Genomic DNA, 19,112 nt, shown 5'->3' with positions numbered 1-19,112 from the left:
CATGGCCCTGCCGCAAGCCATGGAACGAGGGCGACACGTGTCGATGGCAGACATGCGCGAAATCAGGCCGGCGGGCGACCGGACGCGGCTTGCCTTGCTGGCAATCGTTCTGCTTGCCGCCGGCTCGGTCTTCTCGATGCTGTTTTCGGTGACGACAGGCGCTTCAGATGCCTCGATCCTCGACGTTATCAGCAAGATGGCCGGCTCCGAGACGGCGCTCAGCATGCGTGACCGGATCATCATCTTCGATATCCGCCTGCCCAGGGCGATCCTCGGCTTCCTGATCGGCGCCTCGCTCGCGGTTTCCGGTGCGGTGATGCAGGGCCTGTTCCGCAATCCGCTGGCCGATCCAGGCCTCGTCGGCGTCTCCTCCGGCGCAAGCCTCGGCGCAGTCACCATCATCGTGCTCGGCGGCGGCATCGCAGCCCCGCTCTCAGCCCTTCTCGGCATATACGCTCTGCCGGCGGCCGCCTTCGGCGGCGGTCTCGTCACGACGCTGTTGCTCTACCGGATCGCCACCCGTCACGGCCAGACCTCCGTGGCAACGATGTTGCTTGCCGGCATTGCACTCGGCGCGCTTGCCCTCGCCATGACAGGACTGCTGATCTACATGGCCAACGACCAGCAGTTGCGCGACCTGACCTTCTGGAGCATGGGCTCGCTTGCCGGCGCCACATGGACGAAGATCGCCGCGGCCGGCCCAATCATCCTGTTGTCCTTCACCGCCCTGCCCTTCATGGCGCGCGGCCTCAATGCCATCACGCTCGGCGAGGCGGCCGCCTTTCATATGGGCGTGCCGGTGCAACGGCTGAAAAATGTCGCGATCGTCGGGGTCGCCGCGGCGACCGGCGCGTCCGTCGCCGTCAGCGGCGGCATCGGTTTCGTCGGGATCGTCGTGCCGCATATCCTGCGCATGGCGATCGGCCCGGACCATCGTTTCCTGTTGCCGGCCGCAGCGCTTCTCGGCGGCTCGCTGCTGATCTTCGCGGATGTCCTGGCGCGCACCCTGGTTGCGCCGGCCGAACTGCCGATCGGCATCATCACCGCGGCGGTCGGCGGGCCGTTCTTCCTGTGGATCCTGCTGAGGCAGCGTTCGCGTCTTGCGCTGTGAGCGGATGTTGTGAGTGACGTTCAGATGATCGAAGTTTCCGGCGTCTCCGTGCGCCTTTCCGGCAAGGCCATCATCAGCGACGTTGCCTTCACCGCAAAGGGCGGCGAACTGACGGCGATTGCCGGACCGAACGGCTCCGGCAAGACGACGACGATGAAAGCCATCTCCGGCGAACTTGCCTATGGCGGCTCGGTGCGCATCGGCGGCGACGAGGTCAAGGGGCTGAAACCCTGGCAGCTTGCCGCCATCCGCGGCGTGCTGCCGCAGGCAAGCACCATCTCCTTTCCCTTCACCGTGCGCGAGATCGTCCGCATGGGCCTGACATCAGGCCTCAACCTGCATCCCGACAAGGCCGAGCAGACGGCGGCGGCCGCGCTCGCCTCCGTCGACCTGACCGGCTTCGAAGGCCGTTTCTATCAGGAACTCTCCGGCGGCGAGCAGCAGCGCGTGCAGCTTGCCCGCGTGCTCTGCCAGATCGCCGAGCCCGTCGTCGATGGCAAGCCCTGTTGGCTGCTGCTCGACGAGCCGGTCTCGAGCCTCGACATCAGCCACCAGCTGACCATCATGACGCTCGCCCGCAACTTCTGCCAACGCGGCGGCGGTGTCATCGCCGTCATGCACGATCTCAACCTGACGGCGCTCTTTGCCGACCGCATCGTGCTGATGAAATCCGGCCGCCTCGCCGCCGCCGGCAGCATCGGTAACGTGCTGACCGACGAAACGATGCTGTCGGTGTTCGGCTGCGCGCTGCGGATCAATCAGGTGCCGGCCGACGGCACCCCCTTCGTGCTCGCCCACAGCGCCGTTTCCCGCCCCTGAGCCTGTCTGCACGGAACTTTTGACCGTGCGACACGTTGTCGGCAGTGATCTGGGTCAATGCCGGGCGATATGATTCATGCAACGGACGGTGGTGACCCACGTGCGAAACAGGCGAGCTTGCGCGCGCCCCAGCCAATGGAGACAGCCATGAGCTATTCTATCTTCCAGTCCGGCCGCAGCCGCCGCAACGGCACCTTCCACAATTTGGAATCCGGCATCGAGGAGCAGATCGAAGCGTTGCGCGACGAACTCGCGGAACTGACCCGCCTCGTTGGCAAGAGCTCACGCCACCAGGGCGACAAAATCCGCGGCCAGGCCAGCGCCGGCTATGAGGAACTGCTCGGCCGGAGCGAGGATCTGCTGCGCGAATTGCAGCAGGGCTATGAGCGCGGCGCAACCGAAATGCGCGAGACCGTGCGCAAGCATCCATTGGCAACGATCGGCGCCGCAGCCGCTTTCGGCCTTGCCATCGCCTTCCTCGCCCGGCGCTGAGGAAGCGCGATGCTGTTATCGATCCTCAGCCTGCTGACGGGCGCAAGCGTGCACCGCACCGTTGCACGCGCCAAGCGCAATGGCATCTTCATTGCGCTTGCCGTGCTCTTCCTCCTCACCGCCTACGCGCTGGCCGTCACCGCCGGCGCCATCTGGCTCGCCGGCATCTACGGCCCGGTCGGCGCGGCCCTCTTCCTGGCCGCCTGCGCGCTGCTGATCGCCATCATCGCGCTGGTGGTGATGGCGATCATCAACGCCCGGGAAGCGCGCCGCGCCCGTGAACGCCGCGCGGCACTGGAATCGCTGGCAACGGTCGGGCTCGGCCTCGTCCGCGCCCAGCCGCTCCTGACCGCCGGCGTCCTGGCGGCAATCGTCGCGGCCAATCTGGTGGGCTCGAAGCGCGAGGATTGATTGAGGTGGCAACCCACCTGCTCCTATCCCGCAACTGTCACGAGAATGGAGAGGGGAAAGTATTTCCTCTTCACATTACCAGCGGAAGATTAGGCATGACTCCCACCTCGCTCTCCCTCATTCCTGTGCTTGTCACAGGAATCCAGCTACGGCGCGTTCCGCGCGGTGAATGAACCGACACGGCAGGTGGGAAAAACCTTTCGCGCCCAAGGACTTGGGCGCACTGGATTCCTGTGACGAGCACAGGAATGAGGGACGAACAGTAGTGCGCGTTAGACAACTATCCACCACTTTTGGATACACGCCCTTCTAACACTCCCACGAACGCAAAAAAGCCGGCGCCCGAAGGGGCAGCCGGCCTTCCTCCCAAGTATAACTCTTGTCAGAAGGCAAAGGCCTTCGACGTCAGCGGCGCCGACGTGGCGTCGGGGCCGAAATCCGCCTCGCCTGATATCTGCAGCAATTCCTGCAGTCGCTGGCGGGCCCGGTTGACGCGGCTCTTGATGGTGCCGACGGCGCAGCCGCAGATTTCGGCGGCCTCCTCATAGGAGAAACCCGAGGCGCCGACGAGGATGATCGCTTCGCGTTGGTCCGGCGGCAGCTGGTCGAGCGCCTTTTTGAAGTCCTGCAGATCGAGCGCGCCATATTGCGAGGGATGCATCGCCATCGATTCCGTAAACAGCCCGTCGCTGTCCTGAACCTCGCGGCCGCTCTTGCGCATCTGGCTGTAGAGTTCGTTGCGCAGGATCGTGAAGAGCCAGGCCTTCATATTGGTGCCCATCTCGAAATGATCCTGTTTGGCCCAGGCTTTCATGATGGTGTCCTGGACGAGATCGTCGGCACGGTCGTGCCGTCCGATGAGCGAGATCGCGAAGGCGCGAAGACTGGGGAGTGCCGCCAGCAGTTCCCGCTTGAAGCTGGGTTGCGCTTTATCTTCCATGCGGCGATCCTATTCGGCCATTTTGGCGGAAGCCATCATTTCAGCATGGTCGAGCTTTTCGAGAAGGTCGAGAAAACGATCGGGAATCGCTTCATCCTGTGCGGCCGCATAAAGCGACCGCAACCTGACGCCGATCTGATTGTTCGGGTCCAGGATGTCGCTTGCCCGCAGCTCCAGCTTTCGCTGATCGGCTGCCTCTTTCTTGCGTGTAGTCATCAATTCGTCTTCTCGCCGGTTGTCTGTTAGAGGGGCGTGCAGGGGATCAATCATGATTTCAACCATCGACTCCGAACGTTCCAGTGTCGATGTCGCCAGTATTTGCCGTTGCATGGGTCAAAACGCTACGCCCTTTCATTGTCGGCTGGAATAATGCGGCGCGACAAAAAAAGTTCCTCCCGTTCCGGAACTTTTTTAGCAAGGCGACGTTAACCGCTCATTGAAGCCAATGCCGGCCTGTATGCAGGAGCCATTAATGACACTTTCTACTCGAATTGCGCCGCACCTTCCTTATCTGCGCCGCTATTCCCGCGCCCTCACCGGCACCCAGACTTCGGGCGACGCCTATGTCGCCGCCGTCCTCGAAGCCATCATCGCCGATCTGTCGATTTTCCCGGATACGGCGAACGACCGGGTCGCACTCTACAAACTGTTTACGCAACTGTTTGGTTCCACCGCAGTCCAGATTCCAGAGCCGACTTCGCCCTATGCCTGGGAGCAACGCGCCACACTGAACCTTTCCAAGGTTTCGCCTCGTGCCCGTCAGGCCTTTTTGCTCGCCTCCGTGGAAAATTTTCGCGTCGCCGAAATCGCCGATATCCTGGAAACCGAGGAACAGGACGTCATGCATCTGCTCGACGTGGCCTCGCAGGAAATTTCCCGTCAGGTCGCCACCGATATCATGATCATCGAGGACGAGCCGCTGATCGCCATGGATATTGAGCAGATGGTCGAAAGCCTCGGCCATCGCGTCACCGGCATCGCCCGCACGCATGCCGAAGCCGTCGCGCTCTACAATAAGACCAAGCCGAGCATGGTGCTGGCCGACATCCAGCTTGCCGACGGCAGTTCCGGTATCGACGCAGTCAACGACATCCTGAAGACGTCGAGCGTGCCGGTGATCTTCATCACCGCTTTCCCTGAACGGCTTCTGACCGGCGAGCGCCCTGAGCCGACTTTCCTTGTCACCAAGCCCTTCAATCCGGACATGGTCAAGGCACTGATCAGCCAAGCTCTTTTCTTCAACGAATCGACCAGAGTGGCCGCCTGAGACGCAATTTTCCGGACTTCGGAACCAAATCGCCAAAGCATGCGTTCCGGTGCTACCGGGACTCCGGTGGCTTTAACGGTTTTTGCAGCGCTTTGTTCTAGAGTTGACAGGCGGTGTCTGGAAGGGCGCTCCCTTCAGCGACGTTCAAGATGTCACAAGGAAAGGCGGTCGAGTGAATACGACTGAACCATTGTCCGGCGTGCCTTTCACCTTCGAAGGCAAAGCCGCAATGATGGAACGCGCGCTCGGCAGCGCCGGGATTTCAATCCTCTGCCAAGACGCCCGGCTGTCGATCTTCTACGCCGAAAATCTGCCGCCGCATTTTGCAGCGCTCTTTATGCCCGGCAACAGCGACGCTGCCCTTTTCGGCGACGCCCATGGGCGATATCTGACAGCGCTGAAACACAAGGTGCTGGAAACCGGGATCCCCAACAATGCCGAGGTCGAGATCGACGTCGACGGCGAAAGGCGTACCTATGAACTGAAGATCCAGCGCACCGGTGAACGCGGCGCGCACGGACTTCTCTCCGTCATGGCCGAAGTGACCGAAAGCCGGCACCGCGAAAAAGTGCTGAAATCGCTGCTGCGCGAACTCTCACACCGCTCGAAGAACCTTCTCGCCATCATCCAGGGGATTGCCACGCAGACCGCGCGCAACACGCTGTCTCTCGACACCTTCCTCCTCAAATTCCGCGGACGGCTGCAATCGCTTTCCAACTCGCAGGATCTGATTACCGATTCGAGCTGGCGCGGCGCCTATCTCTTCGAACTCGCCGAAAAGCAGTTCGCCCCCTATTGGCCGGAAACATCAGGCTCCATGCCGATCTATGGCATCAATGCGCATCTGACGCCGAATGCCGCCGTGCATCTCGGGCTCGCCCTCCACGAACTCATCGTCAACTCCGCCTCCTACGGCGCGATATCAGGCGGCGCCGCCTCGATCACGCTGAATTGCCGCGAAGCCGCAATCGGCGACAGGAAGGCGATCGAAGTCGCTTGGGCGGAGGTGCTTCATGATCAGTCGGAAGTCCACGAATTCAGCGACAACAGCTTCGGCCGCACCGTGCTGGAGCGGGTCGTGCCTTCGTCGGTCAATGGCAAGGCGGAGCTGAAACTCGTTCCCGGCCGCATCGAGTATCGCCTGACCATTCCGGAAACCGAATTCGAGATCTTCAAACGCGTGTGAAAGCCTGGAAATAGGCCCCAAACGGAAAAACAGCCGGTGCGAGGGCGGCGCACCGGCTGTCTTCACTCACCGGGAGGGGACCGTGAGTACGTCCGGATAGTGGGTTGGGGGCGCGCATGTTGGGTCGATGCGATCACCATCCGGATATCGCAATAACGGCGACATCAAACTTTGGTTCCCTCCGATCGGAAAAAAATTCGACTTTTTTGAATCTTTTTTCCGATGCCCTTGGCGCGGGGCGCGTCCAGCCATTTCACGAATGCGGACCAGATAAATTCTTCCAATAAAAACAATTGATTACTTGGCATCCAGCAAGAGAAAACCGTCAAAATTTTACCGTTTGATAAATTTTTAAACCTGAGTTACGCTTTCCCTCACAGGCCGTTTACCAATAATGAGGGAACTTCAATGGAACGACTGGAAACTGGGATTCATGCTGGCCGGCTTTCGCCCGCCGAGTATGAGGCTAATTTTTCCGATCTGCATCCGCGCCTCGACAATCACGAGGCGCTGGTCGCCGCCGACCGCTGTTATTTCTGTTATGACGCGCCGTGCATGACGGCCTGTCCCACCTCGATCGACATTCCGCTGTTCATCCGCCAGATTTCGACGGGCAATCCGATCGGCTCGGCAAAGACGATCTTCGATCAGAACATCCTTGGCGGCATGTGCGCCCGCGTCTGTCCCACCGAAGAACTCTGCGAACAGGCCTGTGTGCGCAACACGGCCGAAGAGCGGCCCGTCGAGATCGGCCGCCTGCAGCGTTATGCGACAGATGCCGCCATGCAGGCCGGCAAGCAGTTCTATGCCAGGGCCGAACCGACCGGAAAGACGATCGCCGTCGTCGGCGCAGGCCCAGCCGGCCTTGCCGCCGCCCATCGCCTGGCCGTGAAAGGCCATTCCGTCGTCATCTATGATGCCAGGGAAAAATCCGGCGGCCTCAACGAATACGGCATCGCCACCTATAAGACGGTCGACGATTTCGCCCAGAAGGAAGTCGACTACATCCTCTCGATCGGCGGCATCGAGGTCCGGCATGGGCAGCTTCTCGGCCGCAATTTCTCGCTTGCCGATCTGCAGGCCCAATATGACGGCGTCTTCCTCGGTATCGGCCTTGCCGGCGTCAACGCGCTGCGCATCGAGGGCGAGAACCTCGCAGGCGTCGACGACGCCGTCGATTTCATCGCGGCACTGCGTCAGGCTGAAAACAAGAGCGAAATCGCCGTCGGCCGCCGCGTCGTCGTCCTTGGCGGCGGCATGACGGCGATCGACGCTGCCGTGCAGGCGAAGCTGCTTGGCGCCGAGGAGGTGACGATCTGTTACCGCCGTGGCAAGGAACACATGAACGCTTCGGAATTCGAGCAGGATCTGGCAAGCTCCAAGGGCGTCATCATCCGCCACTGGCTGGCGCCGAAATCGATCCTGTCGCAGGACGGCAAAGTCGCCGCCATCGAAGTGGAATATACCAAGCTTCTCGAAGGCCGCCTGGTCGGCACCGGCGAAACCGGCGTCATTGCCGCCGACCAGATCTTCAAGGCGATCGGCCAGACGTTTGACGCCTCCGGTCTCGGTTCGCTGCGCATGGAAAGCGGCCGCATCGCCGTCGATGGCGAAGGCCATACCTCGCTCGACGGCGTCTGGGCCGGTGGTGACTGCGTCTTCGGCGGCGACGACCTCACGGTTTCCGCCGTCGCCCACGGTCGCGACGCGGCTGAATCCATCCACCGCACCCTCACCGCGGCCGCCGCTCCGGCTGTCGCGGTTGCATGAAGGGGAGAATGAACAATGGCTGATCTCCGCAATAATTTCGTCGGCATCAAGTCCCCGAACCCGTTCTGGCTGGCGTCGGCGCCGCCGACCGACAAGGCCTACAACGTCGAGCGTGCCTTCAAGGCCGGTTGGGGCGGCGTGGTCTGGAAGACGCTGGGCGAGGAAGGCCCGCCTGTCGTTAACGTCAACGGCCCGCGCTACGGCGCGATCTGGGGCGCCGACCGCCGCCTGCTGGGGCTGAACAATATCGAGCTCATCACCGACCGCGACCTCTATACCAACCTGCGGGAAATGAAGCAGGTGAAGATGAACTGGCCGGACCGGGCGCTGATCGCCTCGATCATGGTACCCTGCGAGGAGCAGGCCTGGAAGGCGATCCTGCCGCTGGTCGAAGAGACCGGCGCCGACGGCATCGAGCTCAATTTCGGCTGTCCGCACGGCATGTCCGAGCGCGGCATGGGTTCCGCGGTCGGCCAGGTGCCGGAATATATCGAAATGGTCGTGCGCTGGTGCAAGCAGTACACCCGAATGCCCGTCATCACCAAGCTGACGCCCAACATCACCGATGTCCGCCGCCCCGCCCGCGCCGCCAAGGCGGGCGGCACCGATGCCGTCTCGCTGATCAACACGATCAATTCGATCGTCTCCGTCGATCTCGACAACTTCGCCCCCAACCCGACGGTTGGCGGCAAGGGCAGCCACGGCGGTTATTGCGGCCCGGCGGTCAAGCCGATCGCGCTCAACATGGTGGCCGAGATCGCCCGTGATCCCGAAACCTACGGCCTGCCGATCTCAGGCATCGGCGGCATCACCACCTGGCGGGACGCGGCCGAATTCCTCGTTCTCGGCGCCGGCAACGTCCAGGTCTGCACAGCGGCGATGACCTACGGCTTCAAGATCGTCCAGGAGATGATCACGGGCCTCTCCGACTGGATGGACGAAAAAGGCCACCGCAACCTCGACGACATTACCGGCCGCGCCGTGCCCAACGTCACCGACTGGCAGTATCTGAACCTCAACTACATCGCCAAGGCCAAGATCGACCAGGACGCCTGCATCAAGTGCGGCCGCTGCTACATCGCATGCGAGGATACCTCGCACCAGGCAATCACCAACTTCGTCAACGGCGCTCGTCATTTCGAGGTGATGGACGAGGAATGCGTCGGCTGCAATCTCTGCGTCAGCGTCTGCCCGGTCGAGAACTGCATCACCATGGAGCAGCTTCCCGCCGGCACCCTCGACAAGCGCACCGGCCGCGTCGTCGACCCGAACTATGCCAACTGGACGACGCACCCGAACAACCCGATGGCACGCCAGGCGGCGGAATAGGGATTTGCAACGCCGCGGAAATCCGCGGCGTTGCAGTCTTGCCAGTAACGTTCGAAGCCTCGGGCCAATTTAACCGCCGAACGACTTCCGATAGGCATTGGGGCTCGTCCCGAGCCGCCTGCGGAAATGATGCCGCATCGTCGCCAGTGTTCCAAAGCCGCTGGCGACGGCGATATCGTCGAGCGAAACGGCAAGTTCCCTCTCCAGCAGATCGCGGGCATGGCGCAGCCGCTCCGTCAGCAGCCATTCGCCGACGCTGAGACCCGTCGTCGCTTCGAAGCGCCGCTGAAAGGTGCGCATGCTCATACCGGCTCTTTTGGCAAGCAGGCTGATCGGCTGGTCCTCGGAAAGGCTTTCGCGCATCCATTCGATCAGCGGCCCCAAGCGGATGCCCTCGCGCTCCTCGGGAACCGGCGCGCGAATGAATTGCGCCTGTCCGCCTTCGCGATGCGGTGGCACGACCAGCCGGCGGGCGACGCTGTTTGCCGCCTCCGAACCGAAATCGCCGCGCACCACATGCAGGCAGAGATCGATGCCGGCAGCACTGCCTGCCGCCGTCAGCAGGCTGCCTTCGTCCATGTAGAGAACGTCGGCATCGAGCGTGATGTCGGGATAACGCGCGGCAATCGTGGCGACATAGCGCCAATGTGTCGTCGCCCTGCGGTTGGCAAGCAGTCCCGATCCGGCAAGAACTGCAACGCCCGAGCAGAGCGACATGATGCGCGCGCCGCGCTGATGCGCTGCCGTCAGTGCTCTCGCGAGGGGTGCCGGCACCGGCGCATCAATCGCCCGCCAGCCGGGCACGACGATCAGATCCGCCTCATCGAGCACCTCCAGGCCCTTGTCGACGGCGACCGTCAGCCCTCCGGCGGCGCGAAGCGGCCCCGGTTCGATGCCGCAGACCGAGAAGCGATACCAATCCTCCCCCATCTCCGGGCGTGGCAGGCCGAAGACCTCATAGACGATGCCGAATTCGAAAGTGCAGAGCCCGTCATAGGCAAGCGCTGCGACCAGCGGTCCTTTCGTCTGCTGCGGCGAGGAGTTTGGCATGATCTTTACGCTGTCAGTCATGATGGCCAATTTCGCAGAGCTTTAGCATCGGCGATACCAGGCTGCAATTCGAACCAAAAAGGAAATCGCAAATGCCAAGCCCCGTCGCAGACATCCCCGCCGCCGCTGCTGATATCGCCGCTGCCCATTTTGCCGCCAAGCTTGCCTTCGAGACCGATTGCTCCGACGTCCACGCAGCCTTTGCATCTGGCAAGGTCGATTTCGTTCTTCTCGACGTACGCTCGCCGACGCTCTTTGCACAGTCCCACATTCCCGGCGCCATCAACCTGCCGCATGGAAAGATGACGGCGCACCGCATGTCGGCCTGGCCCTCCGACACGCTCTTCGTCGTCTATTGCGCCGGCCCGCATTGCAACGGCGCTGACAAGGCCGCACTTCGCCTCTCCCGCCTCGGCCTGTCCGTGAAACTGATGATCGGCGGCATGACCGGCTGGGCCGATGAACGCTTCACCTTCGAACAAGGCGTTCCAGCCGCGGCCTGAGCGGCCTCCCTTCTCCGCCGGCAGCGCCGCGCGTCTTTTCAGATGCCCGGCGCTGTCGCCCTTTGAATGGCCGCATAACTTAATCGAACGGAAGATCGCGACCGTCAGAACTCGACGACCACCTTGCCAAAGGGCCCGCGATAGAGATGATCGAGCGCCTGCGGGAATTCGTCGAAGGCATAGCGCTTGTCGATCACGGGCTTCAGCCCGTTCTGGTCGACTGCCCGCACCAGGTCTTCCAGCGCGCGGCGATGGCCGACGGAAATGCCCTGCACGACAGGCGCCTTGAGCAGCAGCGGAGCGGCCTGGCCGGAGACTTCGAAGCCTTCGAGCACGCCGATCACGGAAATGCGGCCATTGATCGCCACCGCTTTCAGTGCCAGGTCGAGATGCGGGCCGCCGACGATCTCAAGCACGTGGTCGGCGCCATAGCCGCCGGTCAGTTGGTAGAGTTGCTCAACCCAGTCGCCCTCGCGGCGGTTGATCGCGTGATCGGCGCAGAGAGCAACGGCGCGCTCGAGCTTCTCCGCGCTGCCTGAGGTGATGAAGACCTCGGCGCCGTGCGCCTTGGCGATCTGCAGGCCGAAAAGCGCCACGCCGCCGGTGCCTTGCACCAGCACCTTGTCACCGGCCTTCAGACCGCCGCGTTCGATCAAGGCGAACCAGGCAGTCAGCCCGGCGCAGGGCAAGGTGCTCGCCTGTGCTGCATCGAGCGTATCGGGTGCGCGCGAATACCATTCCTCCGACAGAACGGTGTATTGGGAAAGGACGCCGGGATAGACGCCGCCGCGTGTCTTGTAAGGCGGCGTGCGGGCATCGCCCAACCCGCGTCCGTCGATCCAGTCGGGCGAAAAGGTCGAAATGACCCGGTCGCCCGGCTTGAAACGGGTGACCTCAGGCCCGACCGTCTCCACGACCCCCGCCATATCGGAGGCCGGCACGAAGGGAAATTGCAGCGGCAATCCCATACCGCTCTCCATCACCAGCCGGTCGCGGAAATTGAGCGAGACGGCTTCCGTCCGGACCAGGATCCTGTTTCCCGAAACCGGTTCGAGCCTCCGCTCGCCGACCGTGAGATTGTGCTCCGATCCAACCGCATCGATCTGCCATTGCCGTGTTGTCTGCATTGTCTTGCTCCTTGTCCATTGCAGGGAGCGAAAACATATCGTTGAATATTTTGCGCCAGTTGCGATATTAATTCGCCAGAATGGTTCCAAAGAGGAAACAAATGGAACAGCTGAAGGGGATCTCGATTTTTGTCGAAGCCGTCGAGGCAGGCGGCTTTTCGGCTGCCGCCGAGCGGCTCCACCTCACGCGCTCGGCCGTCGGCAAGACGATCGCACGTCTGGAACAGCGTCTCGGCGTTCGGCTTTTCAACCGCACGACGCGCATGCAGAGCCTGACCGAGGAAGGCCGTTTCTTCTACGAGCGCTGCCTGCGAGCGGTCGAGGAAATCCGCCTCGGGGAAGCCATGCTGGAATCCGGCCGGCGTGATGTGCGCGGCCGGTTGCGCATCTCCATGCCCGTGCTTTTCGGCCGCCATTGCATCGCGCCGATCCTCGCAAGCCTGCTCGATGAACATCCGGATCTCGAACTCGACCTTTCCTTCAGCGACCGGATCGTCGACCTGCTCGAGGACGGCTTCGACCTTGCCATCCGCAACGGACCGCTGAAGGACAATCCGGATCTGATGGCCCGGGCGATCGCCCGCCAGCGCATGACCGTCTGTGCATCGCCCGCCTATCTGGAAAGATATGGCGCGCCGCAGACGATCTCCGATATTCCGCTGCATGAAGGCATCGTTTACAGGCGGGGCGATAACGACAAAGGGTGGATATTCCCCACTGCAGCCGATCCCGGACGGCGGATGCAGCCGAAGGCACGGCTGCGGCTCGACGACCTCGCGTCGATTTCCGATGCCGCCGTCGCCGGGCGCGGCCTGGCCTGGCTGCCTTGCTGGCTGGTACGCGAGCAGGTGCTGGCAGGCCGGCTCATTCAGGTGCTGAAGCACGAACCGGCCAATGTCTTCGATGCCCATGCCATCTGGCTACGCTCCCCGGTCATGCTGCCCAAGGTGAGGCTCGCGATCGACACGCTCGCCGCCAGACTGCCCGCAATGATGGGCTGAACGTTGGGTGCTGATCGCCAATGGTGGATTGCAGCCACCAGCTGGCGAGAAACCTATGTTATTCCTAGCCGTTTCTCTGGAAATAACCCGATGCCGCAGTATATCGCTAGTTCGTCGCCCCTCATAGCGCACGCCATATCACTCGGAACACGGTCAGCATGTCACTTCGCAGCGCCCTCCGCGCACAAACAGCAGATTGCCACGCCGCGGTCGACACTCTCTTCGGCAGTTTCAACCTCTCACGCCCCCAGGATTACAAGGCCTTCCTGCGCGCCCATGCCCAGGTCGTACCATCAGTCGAACATGCGCTTGAGCAAGCCGGAATCGCCCGCCTGCTCCCCGACTGGACGGGACGAAGGCGTGCACACCTGCTCGCTGCCGACATAAGGGCGCTCGACGATCGATTGCCCCCGCTCCTTCCGCAACCGGCATTGCATTGCGACGCGGCGGTCTGGGGGGCTGCCTACGTCCTTGAAGGCTCCAAGCTCGGCGGCGCCCTGCTCGCCAAGGCCATCCCTGATCACTTGCCCGGCAGCTACCTGAGCCCGCAAGGCCCAAAGGACGCCATGCGGCTCTTCATGGATCGTCTTGACGGGAGCAACGTCGACGATCCCGCCGCTGCCATAACCGCTGCCCGCGATGTCTTCGACCTCTTCCTCAAAGCCGGGCAACTCGCGCTGGAAGCGGCCCCGATGGAAGCGGTCCCCACGGAAGCTGTCCAATGAGCGGCACGCACGAACCCGTCGATCTCACCAATTGCGACCGCGAGCCGATACACCAGCTCGGCTCGGTTCAACCCTTCGGTTTTCTCTTGGCGGTATCCTCAGATTGGATTGTCACGCGCGCCTCTACAAATCTGGTGGAGTTCCTCGGTGTTGCGCAGACCGACGCGATCGGCCGTCCCATTGTCTCCCTGATCACCCCTGAAGCACTCCACACGGTCCGCAACAAGCTGACCACGTTGCGCAGCTCCGACGTCGTCGAGCGCATTTTCGGCATTGCTCTGACGCCCGATCAAAACAGGTTCGACGTTGCCGTGCATCTGAACAAAGGTCAGGTCATCATCGAAGGCGAGCGCTGCCAGGAAGACAGGCGCGACGCCGCTTCCCTCTCAATGCGCAGCATGATGTCCCGCCTCGATCACACGGAAACAATGGAGGCTTTTTTCCGCGAAGGAGCAAGACAGGCGCGCGCCCTCACCGGCTTCGATCGGGTCATGGTCTACCGTTTCGACGAAAGCGGTTCCGGCGAAGTCGTGGCGGAAGCCGCCCGGGCCGGGATCGGCTCGTTTCTCGGGCTGCACTACCCGGCTTCCGACATTCCGGTGCAGGCACGCGCGCTTTATCTGCGCAACCTGTTCCGCATCATTGCCGATGTCGACGCCGTCCCGGTCCCGATCCTCCCGCCGCTCGACGAACACGGCCAGCCGCTCGATCTTTCCATGTCGGTCTTGCGTTCGGTCTCGCCGATCCATATCGAATATTTGAAAAACATGGGCGTTGGCGCCTCGCTCTCCATATCGATCGTCGTCGACGGCAGGCTCTGGGGCCTGTTTGCCTGCCATCACTACGGCCCGCGTCTGCCTTCGGCCCAAAGCCGCTCCACTGCCGAACTCTTCGGCCAGATGTTTGCTTCGCGCCTTGAAAGCCGCGAACGGCGGCAGGCTCTCGAATACGAGACCAAGGCGCGCCGCATCGCCGACCGGCTCCTCACCTCCGTGGCGGACAATGCAAGCCTGCTCGACGATCCCGCCTGGCTGATCGAGGCGCTTGCCGACGCCATTCCTGCCGACGGCATCGGCGTCTGGATCAACGGCCGGCTGGCACTTGCCGGCATCGGGCCGGACGAGAGAGGCTTCACAGCCCTCGTCCGCCACCTCAACCGCAATGCCGCCGGCCGCATCTATGCCGTGGACAGGCTCGCAGAAGCCTATCCGGATCTTGAAGTCGACGACGCGGTGGCGGGCATGCTCGCCATCCCCATCTCGCGTTCGCCGCGCGATTATGTCGTGCTTTTCCGTCAGGAATTGGTGCGCACTGTCCGCTGGGGCGGCGACCCGTATAAGCCGGTGGAGTACGGCCCTAACGGCCCGCGGCTGACGCCGCGCAAGAGTTTCGAAGCCTGGTCTGAACTGGTGCGCGGCCGCTCGCTGCCCTTCACCGAAGCCGAGCACCGCGTCGCCGAAACCATCCGCGTTACATTGATCGAGGTGGTGTTGCGCCTCACCGACGAGGTCAGCATGGCGCGCCAGACGGCAAACGAGCGCCAGGAACTGCTGATCGCCGAACTGAACCACCGTGTCCGCAACATATTGAGCCTCATCACCGGTATCGTCCGGCAGTCACAGGCAACCTCCGTCAGCCTTGGCGACTACATCCGCCAGCTCGAGGGCCGCATCCAGTCGCTCGCCCGTGCCCATGATCAGATTACCCGCGACCACTGGGCGCCCGCTTCGCTCCGGCAATTGCTGCTGGCGGAAACTGCCGCCTATCTCGGGAAAAACGCACAACGCATCCGGATGAGCGGCGAGGACGTACTGCTGGAACCGCAGGCATTCTCCACCGCCGCCCTTGTTTTCCATGAGCTGATGACCAACAGCGCCAAATACGGCAGTCTTTCCGGCAACGGCAGCGGCACCGTCGAACTCGGCTGGCGGCGCGACGACGAGGGCAATCTGCACATTGACTGGCACGAAAAGGACGGCCCGCCCGTCATCGAACCCAAACGCCACGGCTTCGGTTCGACCATCATCCGCCGCTCGATTCCCTATGACCTCGGCGGCAAGGCGGAGGTCCGCTACGCCAAGGACGGGCTCGAGGCGGATTTCTGCATTCCGGCGCGACATGTCGTCGGCCCGACGAGCGAACCGTCAAAGCCGGCTCCGGTCGGAGCGGCCGATCGCAAGACGATTGCCGACGCTCAGCCACTCTCCGGCCTGAATGTTCTGCTGGTGGAAAACAACCTGATCATCGCCATGGATGGCGAGGACATCCTGCGCCGGCTCGGCGCCGAGGTGGCAACGGCGCCAAGTGTCACCGAGGCGATGGAAATCCTGGCTGGCCGGTCCTTCGATCTGGCGCTTCTCGATGTCAATCTCGGCGATGAGACGAGTTTCGGGATCGCCGACCGGCTCGCAGCTGACGGCGTGCCCTTCATTTTTGCCACAGGTTATGGGGAAGGCATCGCCCAGGCGAACAGCCATTCGGACGCACCTGTGCTGCAGAAGCCCTATACGATGGAAGGCATGACGGATATTCTTGCCCGGGTGCCGCTTCCTAGGAGAGAGTAAAGGTCACGTCCCGATGGGATCCGGTCGCAGCCCGCCGATGAAGAGCTGCTCCAGAAACCGCGCCGCATCCTCGAAGCGCCCATCGCCGGAATGCTCCTGTCCGAGCACGGCCCGCACCTGGACGTCGAAATCTGCGTAATGCTGCGTCGTCGACCAGATGGAGAAGATCAGATGGTAGGGGTCGCATTTGACGATCTTGCCGGCTTTCGCCCAGGCGCGGATGACCTCCGCCTTCTCGTCGACCAGTTCCTTTAGCGGCCCCTTCAGCTCGTCCTCGATATGCGGCGCGCCCTGCAGCACCTCATTGGCGAAAAGCCGGCTCTCGCGCGGAAAATCGCGGGCCATCTCCAGTTTGCGTCTGATGTAGCTGCGGATTTCCTCCTCGGGATTGCCCTCGGCGTCGAAGGCCCGCAGCGGCTCCAGCCAAGTGTAGAGCACCCGGTCGATCAGCGCCCGGTGCATGGCTTCCTTGGTGCGGAAGTAATAGAGCAGATTGGGTTTCGACATGCCGGCCACTTCGGCGATCTGGTCGATGGTCGAGCCGCGGAAGCCGCTTGCCGAAAACACGTCGAGCGCCGCCTCCAGGATCTGCTCTTCCTTCTCCTCCTGGATTCGCGTCCGCCTTAGGGTTTTCGCTGCTCTCGGTATGGTCACAGGCTGTTATTTCCCCTTGAAATTCAACTTCTTCGCTCAAGTTTTGCCCGGAGACACCTCCTGCCGCTTTGTTGAGCAACTGCCCGTATTTTTATCGGCGATTTTCGTGATTTTCGTCTTGAGCCCGGCGGTGGAAGTTGTAATGTTTACCAATCGGTCAAATTATCCGCCAGATGAAAAACAAAGGCAACTGGCGATTTTCCGGCGCTCGACAAAACCAATAAGAAGCGCAGGAATAGACCACGGGAACAGGCAGGCATGCCCTTTGCATGACTGCCGCAAACAGGTGAGGGCATAGGAAATGGTGGCAGCACCAGGCGAGAACATGCGCGTCAATGGCGACCGTCTCTGGGACAGTCTCATGGACATGGCGAAGATCGGCCCCGGCATCGCCGGCGGCAACAATCGCCAGACGCTGACGGATGCGGATGCGCAAGGCCGCAGCCTCTTCAAGACATGGTGCGACGATGCCGGTCTGACCATGGGGATCGACCGCATGGGCACGATGTTCGCCACCCGCCCCGGCACCGATCCCGATGCCTTGCCGGTCTATGTCGGCTCGCATCTCGACACCCAGCCGACCGGCGGCAAATATGACGGCGTGCTCGGCGTGCTTGCCGCCCTCGAAGTCGTCCGCACCATGAACGACCTCGGCATCAAGACCAAACATCCTGTTGTCGTCACCAACTGGACGAATGAGGAAGGCGCGCGTTTTGCCCCCGCCATGCTGGCGTCGGGCGTCTTCGCCGGCGTGCACAGCCTGGATTTTGCCTATAATCGCAAGGACCCCGAGGGCAATCTGTTCGGCGACGAACTGAAGCGCATCGGCTGGGTCGGCGACGAAGAGGTCGGCGCCCGCAAGATGCATGCCTATTTCGAATATCACATCGAGCAAGGACCGATCCTGGAAGCAGAAGAAAAGCAGATCGGCGTCGTCACCCACTGCCAGGGCCTCTGGTGGCTGGAATTCACGCTGATCGGCAAGGAAGCCCATACCGGCTCGACGCCGATGAACCTGCGTGTCAATGCCGGCCTTGCCATGGCCCGCATTCTGGAAATGGTCCAGAGTGTGGCGATGGGCGAACAGCCGGGCGCCGTCGGCGGTGTCGGCCAGGTGTTCTTCTCGCCGAATTCCCGCAACGTGTTGCCGGGCAAGGTCGTCTTCACCGTCGACATCCGCTCGCCCGACAAGGAGAAGCTCGACCGGATGCGGGCCAAGATCGAGGCGAAGGCGCCCGAGATCACCGATGCGCTCGGCGTCGGCTGTTCCATCGAGGCAATCGGCCACTTCGAGCCGATCACCTTCGATCCGAAACTGGTCACCTCGGTGCGCGATGCCGCCGAGAGGCTCGGCTACAGCCACATGAACATCATCTCCGGCGCCGGCCACGACGCCTGCTGGGCCGCCAAGGTTGCACCTGCGACGATGGTCATGTGCCCGTGCGTGGGTGGTCTCTCTCACAACGAGGCCGAGGAGATTTCCAAGGAATGGGCGACGGCTGGAGCCGACGTGCTGTTCCATGCGGTGGTCGAGACGGCGGAGATCGTGGTGTGATGACGTCAGACTTGCCGACGACTTATCTCGATTATCCTGATGCTTTTAAGTTCTACTTTCAGCAAACTCCCGACGATCTTGCATGGGCTAGTGCCAATGAGACGCCGGTGAACGAAGGTCCGTGGGGCGATGTACCTGGCATGCAGATTTTCTACATTGGCATCAACACGGCAGGCGAGCGGATCAGGCTTCCGCAAATATCGAGCCTTTGGCGCTATAAACCTTCTGGTGTTCAACTGGCCCATTCAGATGACCGCGACCCAGATGCGCCCCACCAGACCTATTATATCTCTGGGCCTGGGACTGGCGTCGTTCGAATCGAGCTCGGCCCCTCCATGCCCGGCATACTGATCAAACGCCCCCAGGGCAGCCAACCCGTACAGTCAACCGGGCTGATCGACGGCAAGGATTTCTACTTTCGCGAAAGCGATGGTTTTTGGTCCTTGTCAATCGGCGGCACCGATGTCGTCGAGCGGCCCGACTGGTATTATGAGGAAGAGCATGACGCGCACGATGAGTTGAGCGAGGCGGACGTCTACAGCCTTATCGCCAAGGGTGCGGAACTCCTTAGAAACGGCACACTGACGATGGCAGTGGAGCCATAAGAG

At 62.2% G+C, this 19,112-nt stretch carries 19 protein-coding genes; 14 read left to right on the top strand and 5 right to left on the bottom strand.

Going from position 1 to position 19,112, the window contains the following annotated elements:
• The first annotated feature begins 1 nt into the window (after position 1).
• The 4 genes from FHX10_RS00680 to FHX10_RS00665 all read left to right on the top strand — a co-directional run bounded on the left by FHX10_RS00680 (position 2) and on the right by FHX10_RS00665 (position 2,833).
• The gene (locus FHX10_RS00680) at positions 2-1,111 is read left to right on the top strand and encodes a FecCD family ABC transporter permease (RefSeq protein ID WP_097595705.1); all 1,110 of its coding nucleotides are present in this window, start codon (positions 2-4) and stop codon (positions 1,109-1,111) included.
• Positions 1,112-1,135: 24 nt separating this feature from the next.
• Complete coding sequence (locus tag FHX10_RS00675; protein WP_097595704.1) at positions 1,136-1,930, top strand: heme ABC transporter ATP-binding protein; 795 nt, start codon at positions 1,136-1,138, stop codon at positions 1,928-1,930.
• A 147-nt stretch (positions 1,931-2,077) separates the two neighbouring features.
• On the top strand, positions 2,078-2,422 hold the full coding sequence (locus tag FHX10_RS00670) for a DUF883 family protein (protein ID WP_063474405.1): 345 nt from the start codon (positions 2,078-2,080) through the stop codon (positions 2,420-2,422).
• 9 nt (positions 2,423-2,431) lie between these two features.
• Positions 2,432-2,833, top strand: a complete 402-nt coding sequence (locus FHX10_RS00665) for a hypothetical protein (protein WP_063474404.1) — start codon at positions 2,432-2,434, stop codon at positions 2,831-2,833.
• Positions 2,834-3,215: 382 nt separating this feature from the next.
• Here FHX10_RS00665 and FHX10_RS00660 read toward each other — a convergent pair whose 3' ends face one another.
• Both FHX10_RS00660 and FHX10_RS00655 read right to left on the bottom strand, forming a co-directional pair.
• Entirely contained in the window at positions 3,216-3,773 is a 558-nt protein-coding gene (locus FHX10_RS00660) for an RNA polymerase sigma factor (RefSeq protein WP_007630757.1), read from the bottom strand.
• Between the two features lie 9 nt (positions 3,774-3,782).
• Complete coding sequence (locus tag FHX10_RS00655) at positions 3,783-3,989, bottom strand: NepR family anti-sigma factor (protein WP_024319398.1); 207 nt, start codon at positions 3,987-3,989, stop codon at positions 3,783-3,785.
• A gap of 256 nt (positions 3,990-4,245) precedes the next feature.
• Between FHX10_RS00655 and FHX10_RS00650 the strand changes: the two genes are divergently transcribed.
• The 4 genes from FHX10_RS00650 to preA all read left to right on the top strand — a co-directional run bounded on the left by FHX10_RS00650 (position 4,246) and on the right by preA (position 9,325).
• Complete coding sequence (locus FHX10_RS00650) at positions 4,246-5,040, top strand: response regulator (protein WP_047618726.1); 795 nt, start codon at positions 4,246-4,248, stop codon at positions 5,038-5,040.
• 190 nt (positions 5,041-5,230) lie between these two features.
• Complete coding sequence (locus FHX10_RS00645) at positions 5,231-6,226, top strand: sensor histidine kinase (RefSeq protein WP_047618776.1); 996 nt, start codon at positions 5,231-5,233, stop codon at positions 6,224-6,226.
• Between the two features lie 408 nt (positions 6,227-6,634).
• Positions 6,635-7,996 carry an NAD(P)-dependent oxidoreductase gene (locus FHX10_RS00640; RefSeq protein ID WP_063474403.1) on the top strand — a complete coding sequence of 454 codons (1,362 nt, stop codon included), beginning with the start codon at positions 6,635-6,637 and terminating at the stop codon, positions 7,994-7,996.
• 15 nt (positions 7,997-8,011) lie between these two features.
• Positions 8,012-9,325, top strand: coding sequence for an NAD-dependent dihydropyrimidine dehydrogenase subunit PreA (gene preA / locus FHX10_RS00635; protein WP_047618719.1), 1,314 nt, complete (start codon positions 8,012-8,014; stop codon positions 9,323-9,325).
• A gap of 69 nt (positions 9,326-9,394) precedes the next feature.
• On the opposite strand, the gene ftrA is transcribed toward preA, so the two are convergent.
• Complete coding sequence (gene ftrA / locus FHX10_RS00630; protein WP_063474402.1) at positions 9,395-10,396, bottom strand: transcriptional regulator FtrA; 1,002 nt, start codon at positions 10,394-10,396, stop codon at positions 9,395-9,397.
• Between the two features lie 71 nt (positions 10,397-10,467).
• On the opposite strand from ftrA, the gene FHX10_RS00625 reads away from it, so the two are divergent.
• Positions 10,468-10,878 carry a rhodanese-like domain-containing protein gene (locus tag FHX10_RS00625; protein WP_063474401.1) on the top strand — a complete coding sequence of 137 codons (411 nt, stop codon included), beginning with the start codon at positions 10,468-10,470 and terminating at the stop codon, positions 10,876-10,878.
• A gap of 104 nt (positions 10,879-10,982) precedes the next feature.
• On the opposite strand, the gene FHX10_RS00620 is transcribed toward FHX10_RS00625, so the two are convergent.
• A complete protein-coding gene (locus FHX10_RS00620; protein ID WP_184389020.1) occupies positions 10,983-12,005 on the bottom strand; it encodes an NAD(P)-dependent alcohol dehydrogenase in 1,023 nt (340 codons plus the stop codon).
• A gap of 101 nt (positions 12,006-12,106) precedes the next feature.
• On the opposite strand from FHX10_RS00620, the gene FHX10_RS00615 reads away from it, so the two are divergent.
• From FHX10_RS00615 to FHX10_RS00605, 3 genes are all read left to right on the top strand, one after another.
• Positions 12,107-13,006, top strand: coding sequence for a LysR family transcriptional regulator (locus FHX10_RS00615; protein ID WP_063474399.1), 900 nt, complete (start codon positions 12,107-12,109; stop codon positions 13,004-13,006).
• A gap of 158 nt (positions 13,007-13,164) precedes the next feature.
• Positions 13,165-13,731, top strand: coding sequence for a biliverdin-producing heme oxygenase (locus FHX10_RS00610; RefSeq protein WP_063474398.1), 567 nt, complete (start codon positions 13,165-13,167; stop codon positions 13,729-13,731).
• Complete coding sequence (locus tag FHX10_RS00605) at positions 13,728-16,295, top strand: HWE histidine kinase domain-containing protein (RefSeq protein WP_063474397.1); 2,568 nt, start codon at positions 13,728-13,730, stop codon at positions 16,293-16,295. The genes FHX10_RS00610 and FHX10_RS00605 overlap by 4 nt, the downstream gene beginning before the upstream one ends.
• Before the next feature lie 3 nt (positions 16,296-16,298).
• On the opposite strand, the gene FHX10_RS00600 is transcribed toward FHX10_RS00605, so the two are convergent.
• Complete coding sequence (locus FHX10_RS00600) at positions 16,299-16,949, bottom strand: TetR family transcriptional regulator C-terminal domain-containing protein (RefSeq protein WP_063474396.1); 651 nt, start codon at positions 16,947-16,949, stop codon at positions 16,299-16,301.
• Between the two features lie 301 nt (positions 16,950-17,250).
• On the opposite strand from FHX10_RS00600, the gene FHX10_RS00595 reads away from it, so the two are divergent.
• Together FHX10_RS00595 and FHX10_RS00590 are read left to right on the top strand one after the other, a co-directional pair.
• Positions 17,251-18,504 (top strand): Zn-dependent hydrolase, encoded by a 1,254-nt coding sequence (locus tag FHX10_RS00595; protein ID WP_063474395.1) that lies wholly within the window; start codon positions 17,251-17,253, stop codon positions 18,502-18,504.
• Positions 18,504-19,109 (top strand): hypothetical protein, encoded by a 606-nt coding sequence (locus FHX10_RS00590; protein WP_063474394.1) that lies wholly within the window; start codon positions 18,504-18,506, stop codon positions 19,107-19,109. Before FHX10_RS00595 ends, FHX10_RS00590 begins: the two co-directional genes overlap by 1 nt.
• Positions 19,110-19,112 lie beyond the last annotated feature (3 nt).

The organism is Rhizobium sp. BK591, assembly GCF_014195045.1.
Classification (GTDB): Bacteria; Pseudomonadota; Alphaproteobacteria; order Rhizobiales; family Rhizobiaceae; genus Rhizobium; species Rhizobium anhuiense.
The sequence above is the reverse complement of the archived record's forward strand: the minus strand, read 5'-3'. Positions and strand labels throughout refer to the sequence as shown.

Excerpts from the sequence above, each read along its gene's own strand:
- FHX10_RS00680 (WP_097595705.1), top strand. The coding sequence starts at position 2 with ATGGCCCTGCCGCAAGCCATGGAACGAGGGCGACACGTGTCGATGGCA.
- FHX10_RS00675 (WP_097595704.1), top strand. The coding sequence starts at position 1,136 with ATGATCGAAGTTTCCGGCGTCTCCGTGCGCCTTTCCGGCAAGGCCATC.
- FHX10_RS00670 (WP_063474405.1), top strand. The coding sequence starts at position 2,078 with ATGAGCTATTCTATCTTCCAGTCCGGCCGCAGCCGCCGCAACGGCACC.
- FHX10_RS00665 (WP_063474404.1), top strand. The coding sequence starts at position 2,432 with ATGCTGTTATCGATCCTCAGCCTGCTGACGGGCGCAAGCGTGCACCGC.
- FHX10_RS00660 (WP_007630757.1), bottom strand. The coding sequence starts at position 3,773 with ATGGAAGATAAAGCGCAACCCAGCTTCAAGCGGGAACTGCTGGCGGCA.
- FHX10_RS00655 (WP_024319398.1), bottom strand. The coding sequence starts at position 3,989 with ATGACTACACGCAAGAAAGAGGCAGCCGATCAGCGAAAGCTGGAGCTG.
- FHX10_RS00650 (WP_047618726.1), top strand. The coding sequence starts at position 4,246 with ATGACACTTTCTACTCGAATTGCGCCGCACCTTCCTTATCTGCGCCGC.
- FHX10_RS00640 (WP_063474403.1), top strand. The coding sequence starts at position 6,635 with ATGGAACGACTGGAAACTGGGATTCATGCTGGCCGGCTTTCGCCCGCC.
- preA (WP_047618719.1), top strand. The coding sequence starts at position 8,012 with ATGGCTGATCTCCGCAATAATTTCGTCGGCATCAAGTCCCCGAACCCG.
- ftrA (WP_063474402.1), bottom strand. The coding sequence starts at position 10,396 with ATGACTGACAGCGTAAAGATCATGCCAAACTCCTCGCCGCAGCAGACG.
- FHX10_RS00625 (WP_063474401.1), top strand. The coding sequence starts at position 10,468 with ATGCCAAGCCCCGTCGCAGACATCCCCGCCGCCGCTGCTGATATCGCC.
- FHX10_RS00620 (WP_184389020.1), bottom strand. The coding sequence starts at position 12,005 with ATGCAGACAACACGGCAATGGCAGATCGATGCGGTTGGATCGGAGCAC.
- FHX10_RS00615 (WP_063474399.1), top strand. The coding sequence starts at position 12,107 with ATGGAACAGCTGAAGGGGATCTCGATTTTTGTCGAAGCCGTCGAGGCA.
- FHX10_RS00610 (WP_063474398.1), top strand. The coding sequence starts at position 13,165 with ATGTCACTTCGCAGCGCCCTCCGCGCACAAACAGCAGATTGCCACGCC.
- FHX10_RS00605 (WP_063474397.1), top strand. The coding sequence starts at position 13,728 with ATGAGCGGCACGCACGAACCCGTCGATCTCACCAATTGCGACCGCGAG.
- FHX10_RS00595 (WP_063474395.1), top strand. The coding sequence starts at position 17,251 with ATGGTGGCAGCACCAGGCGAGAACATGCGCGTCAATGGCGACCGTCTC.
- FHX10_RS00590 (WP_063474394.1), top strand. The coding sequence starts at position 18,504 with ATGACGTCAGACTTGCCGACGACTTATCTCGATTATCCTGATGCTTTT.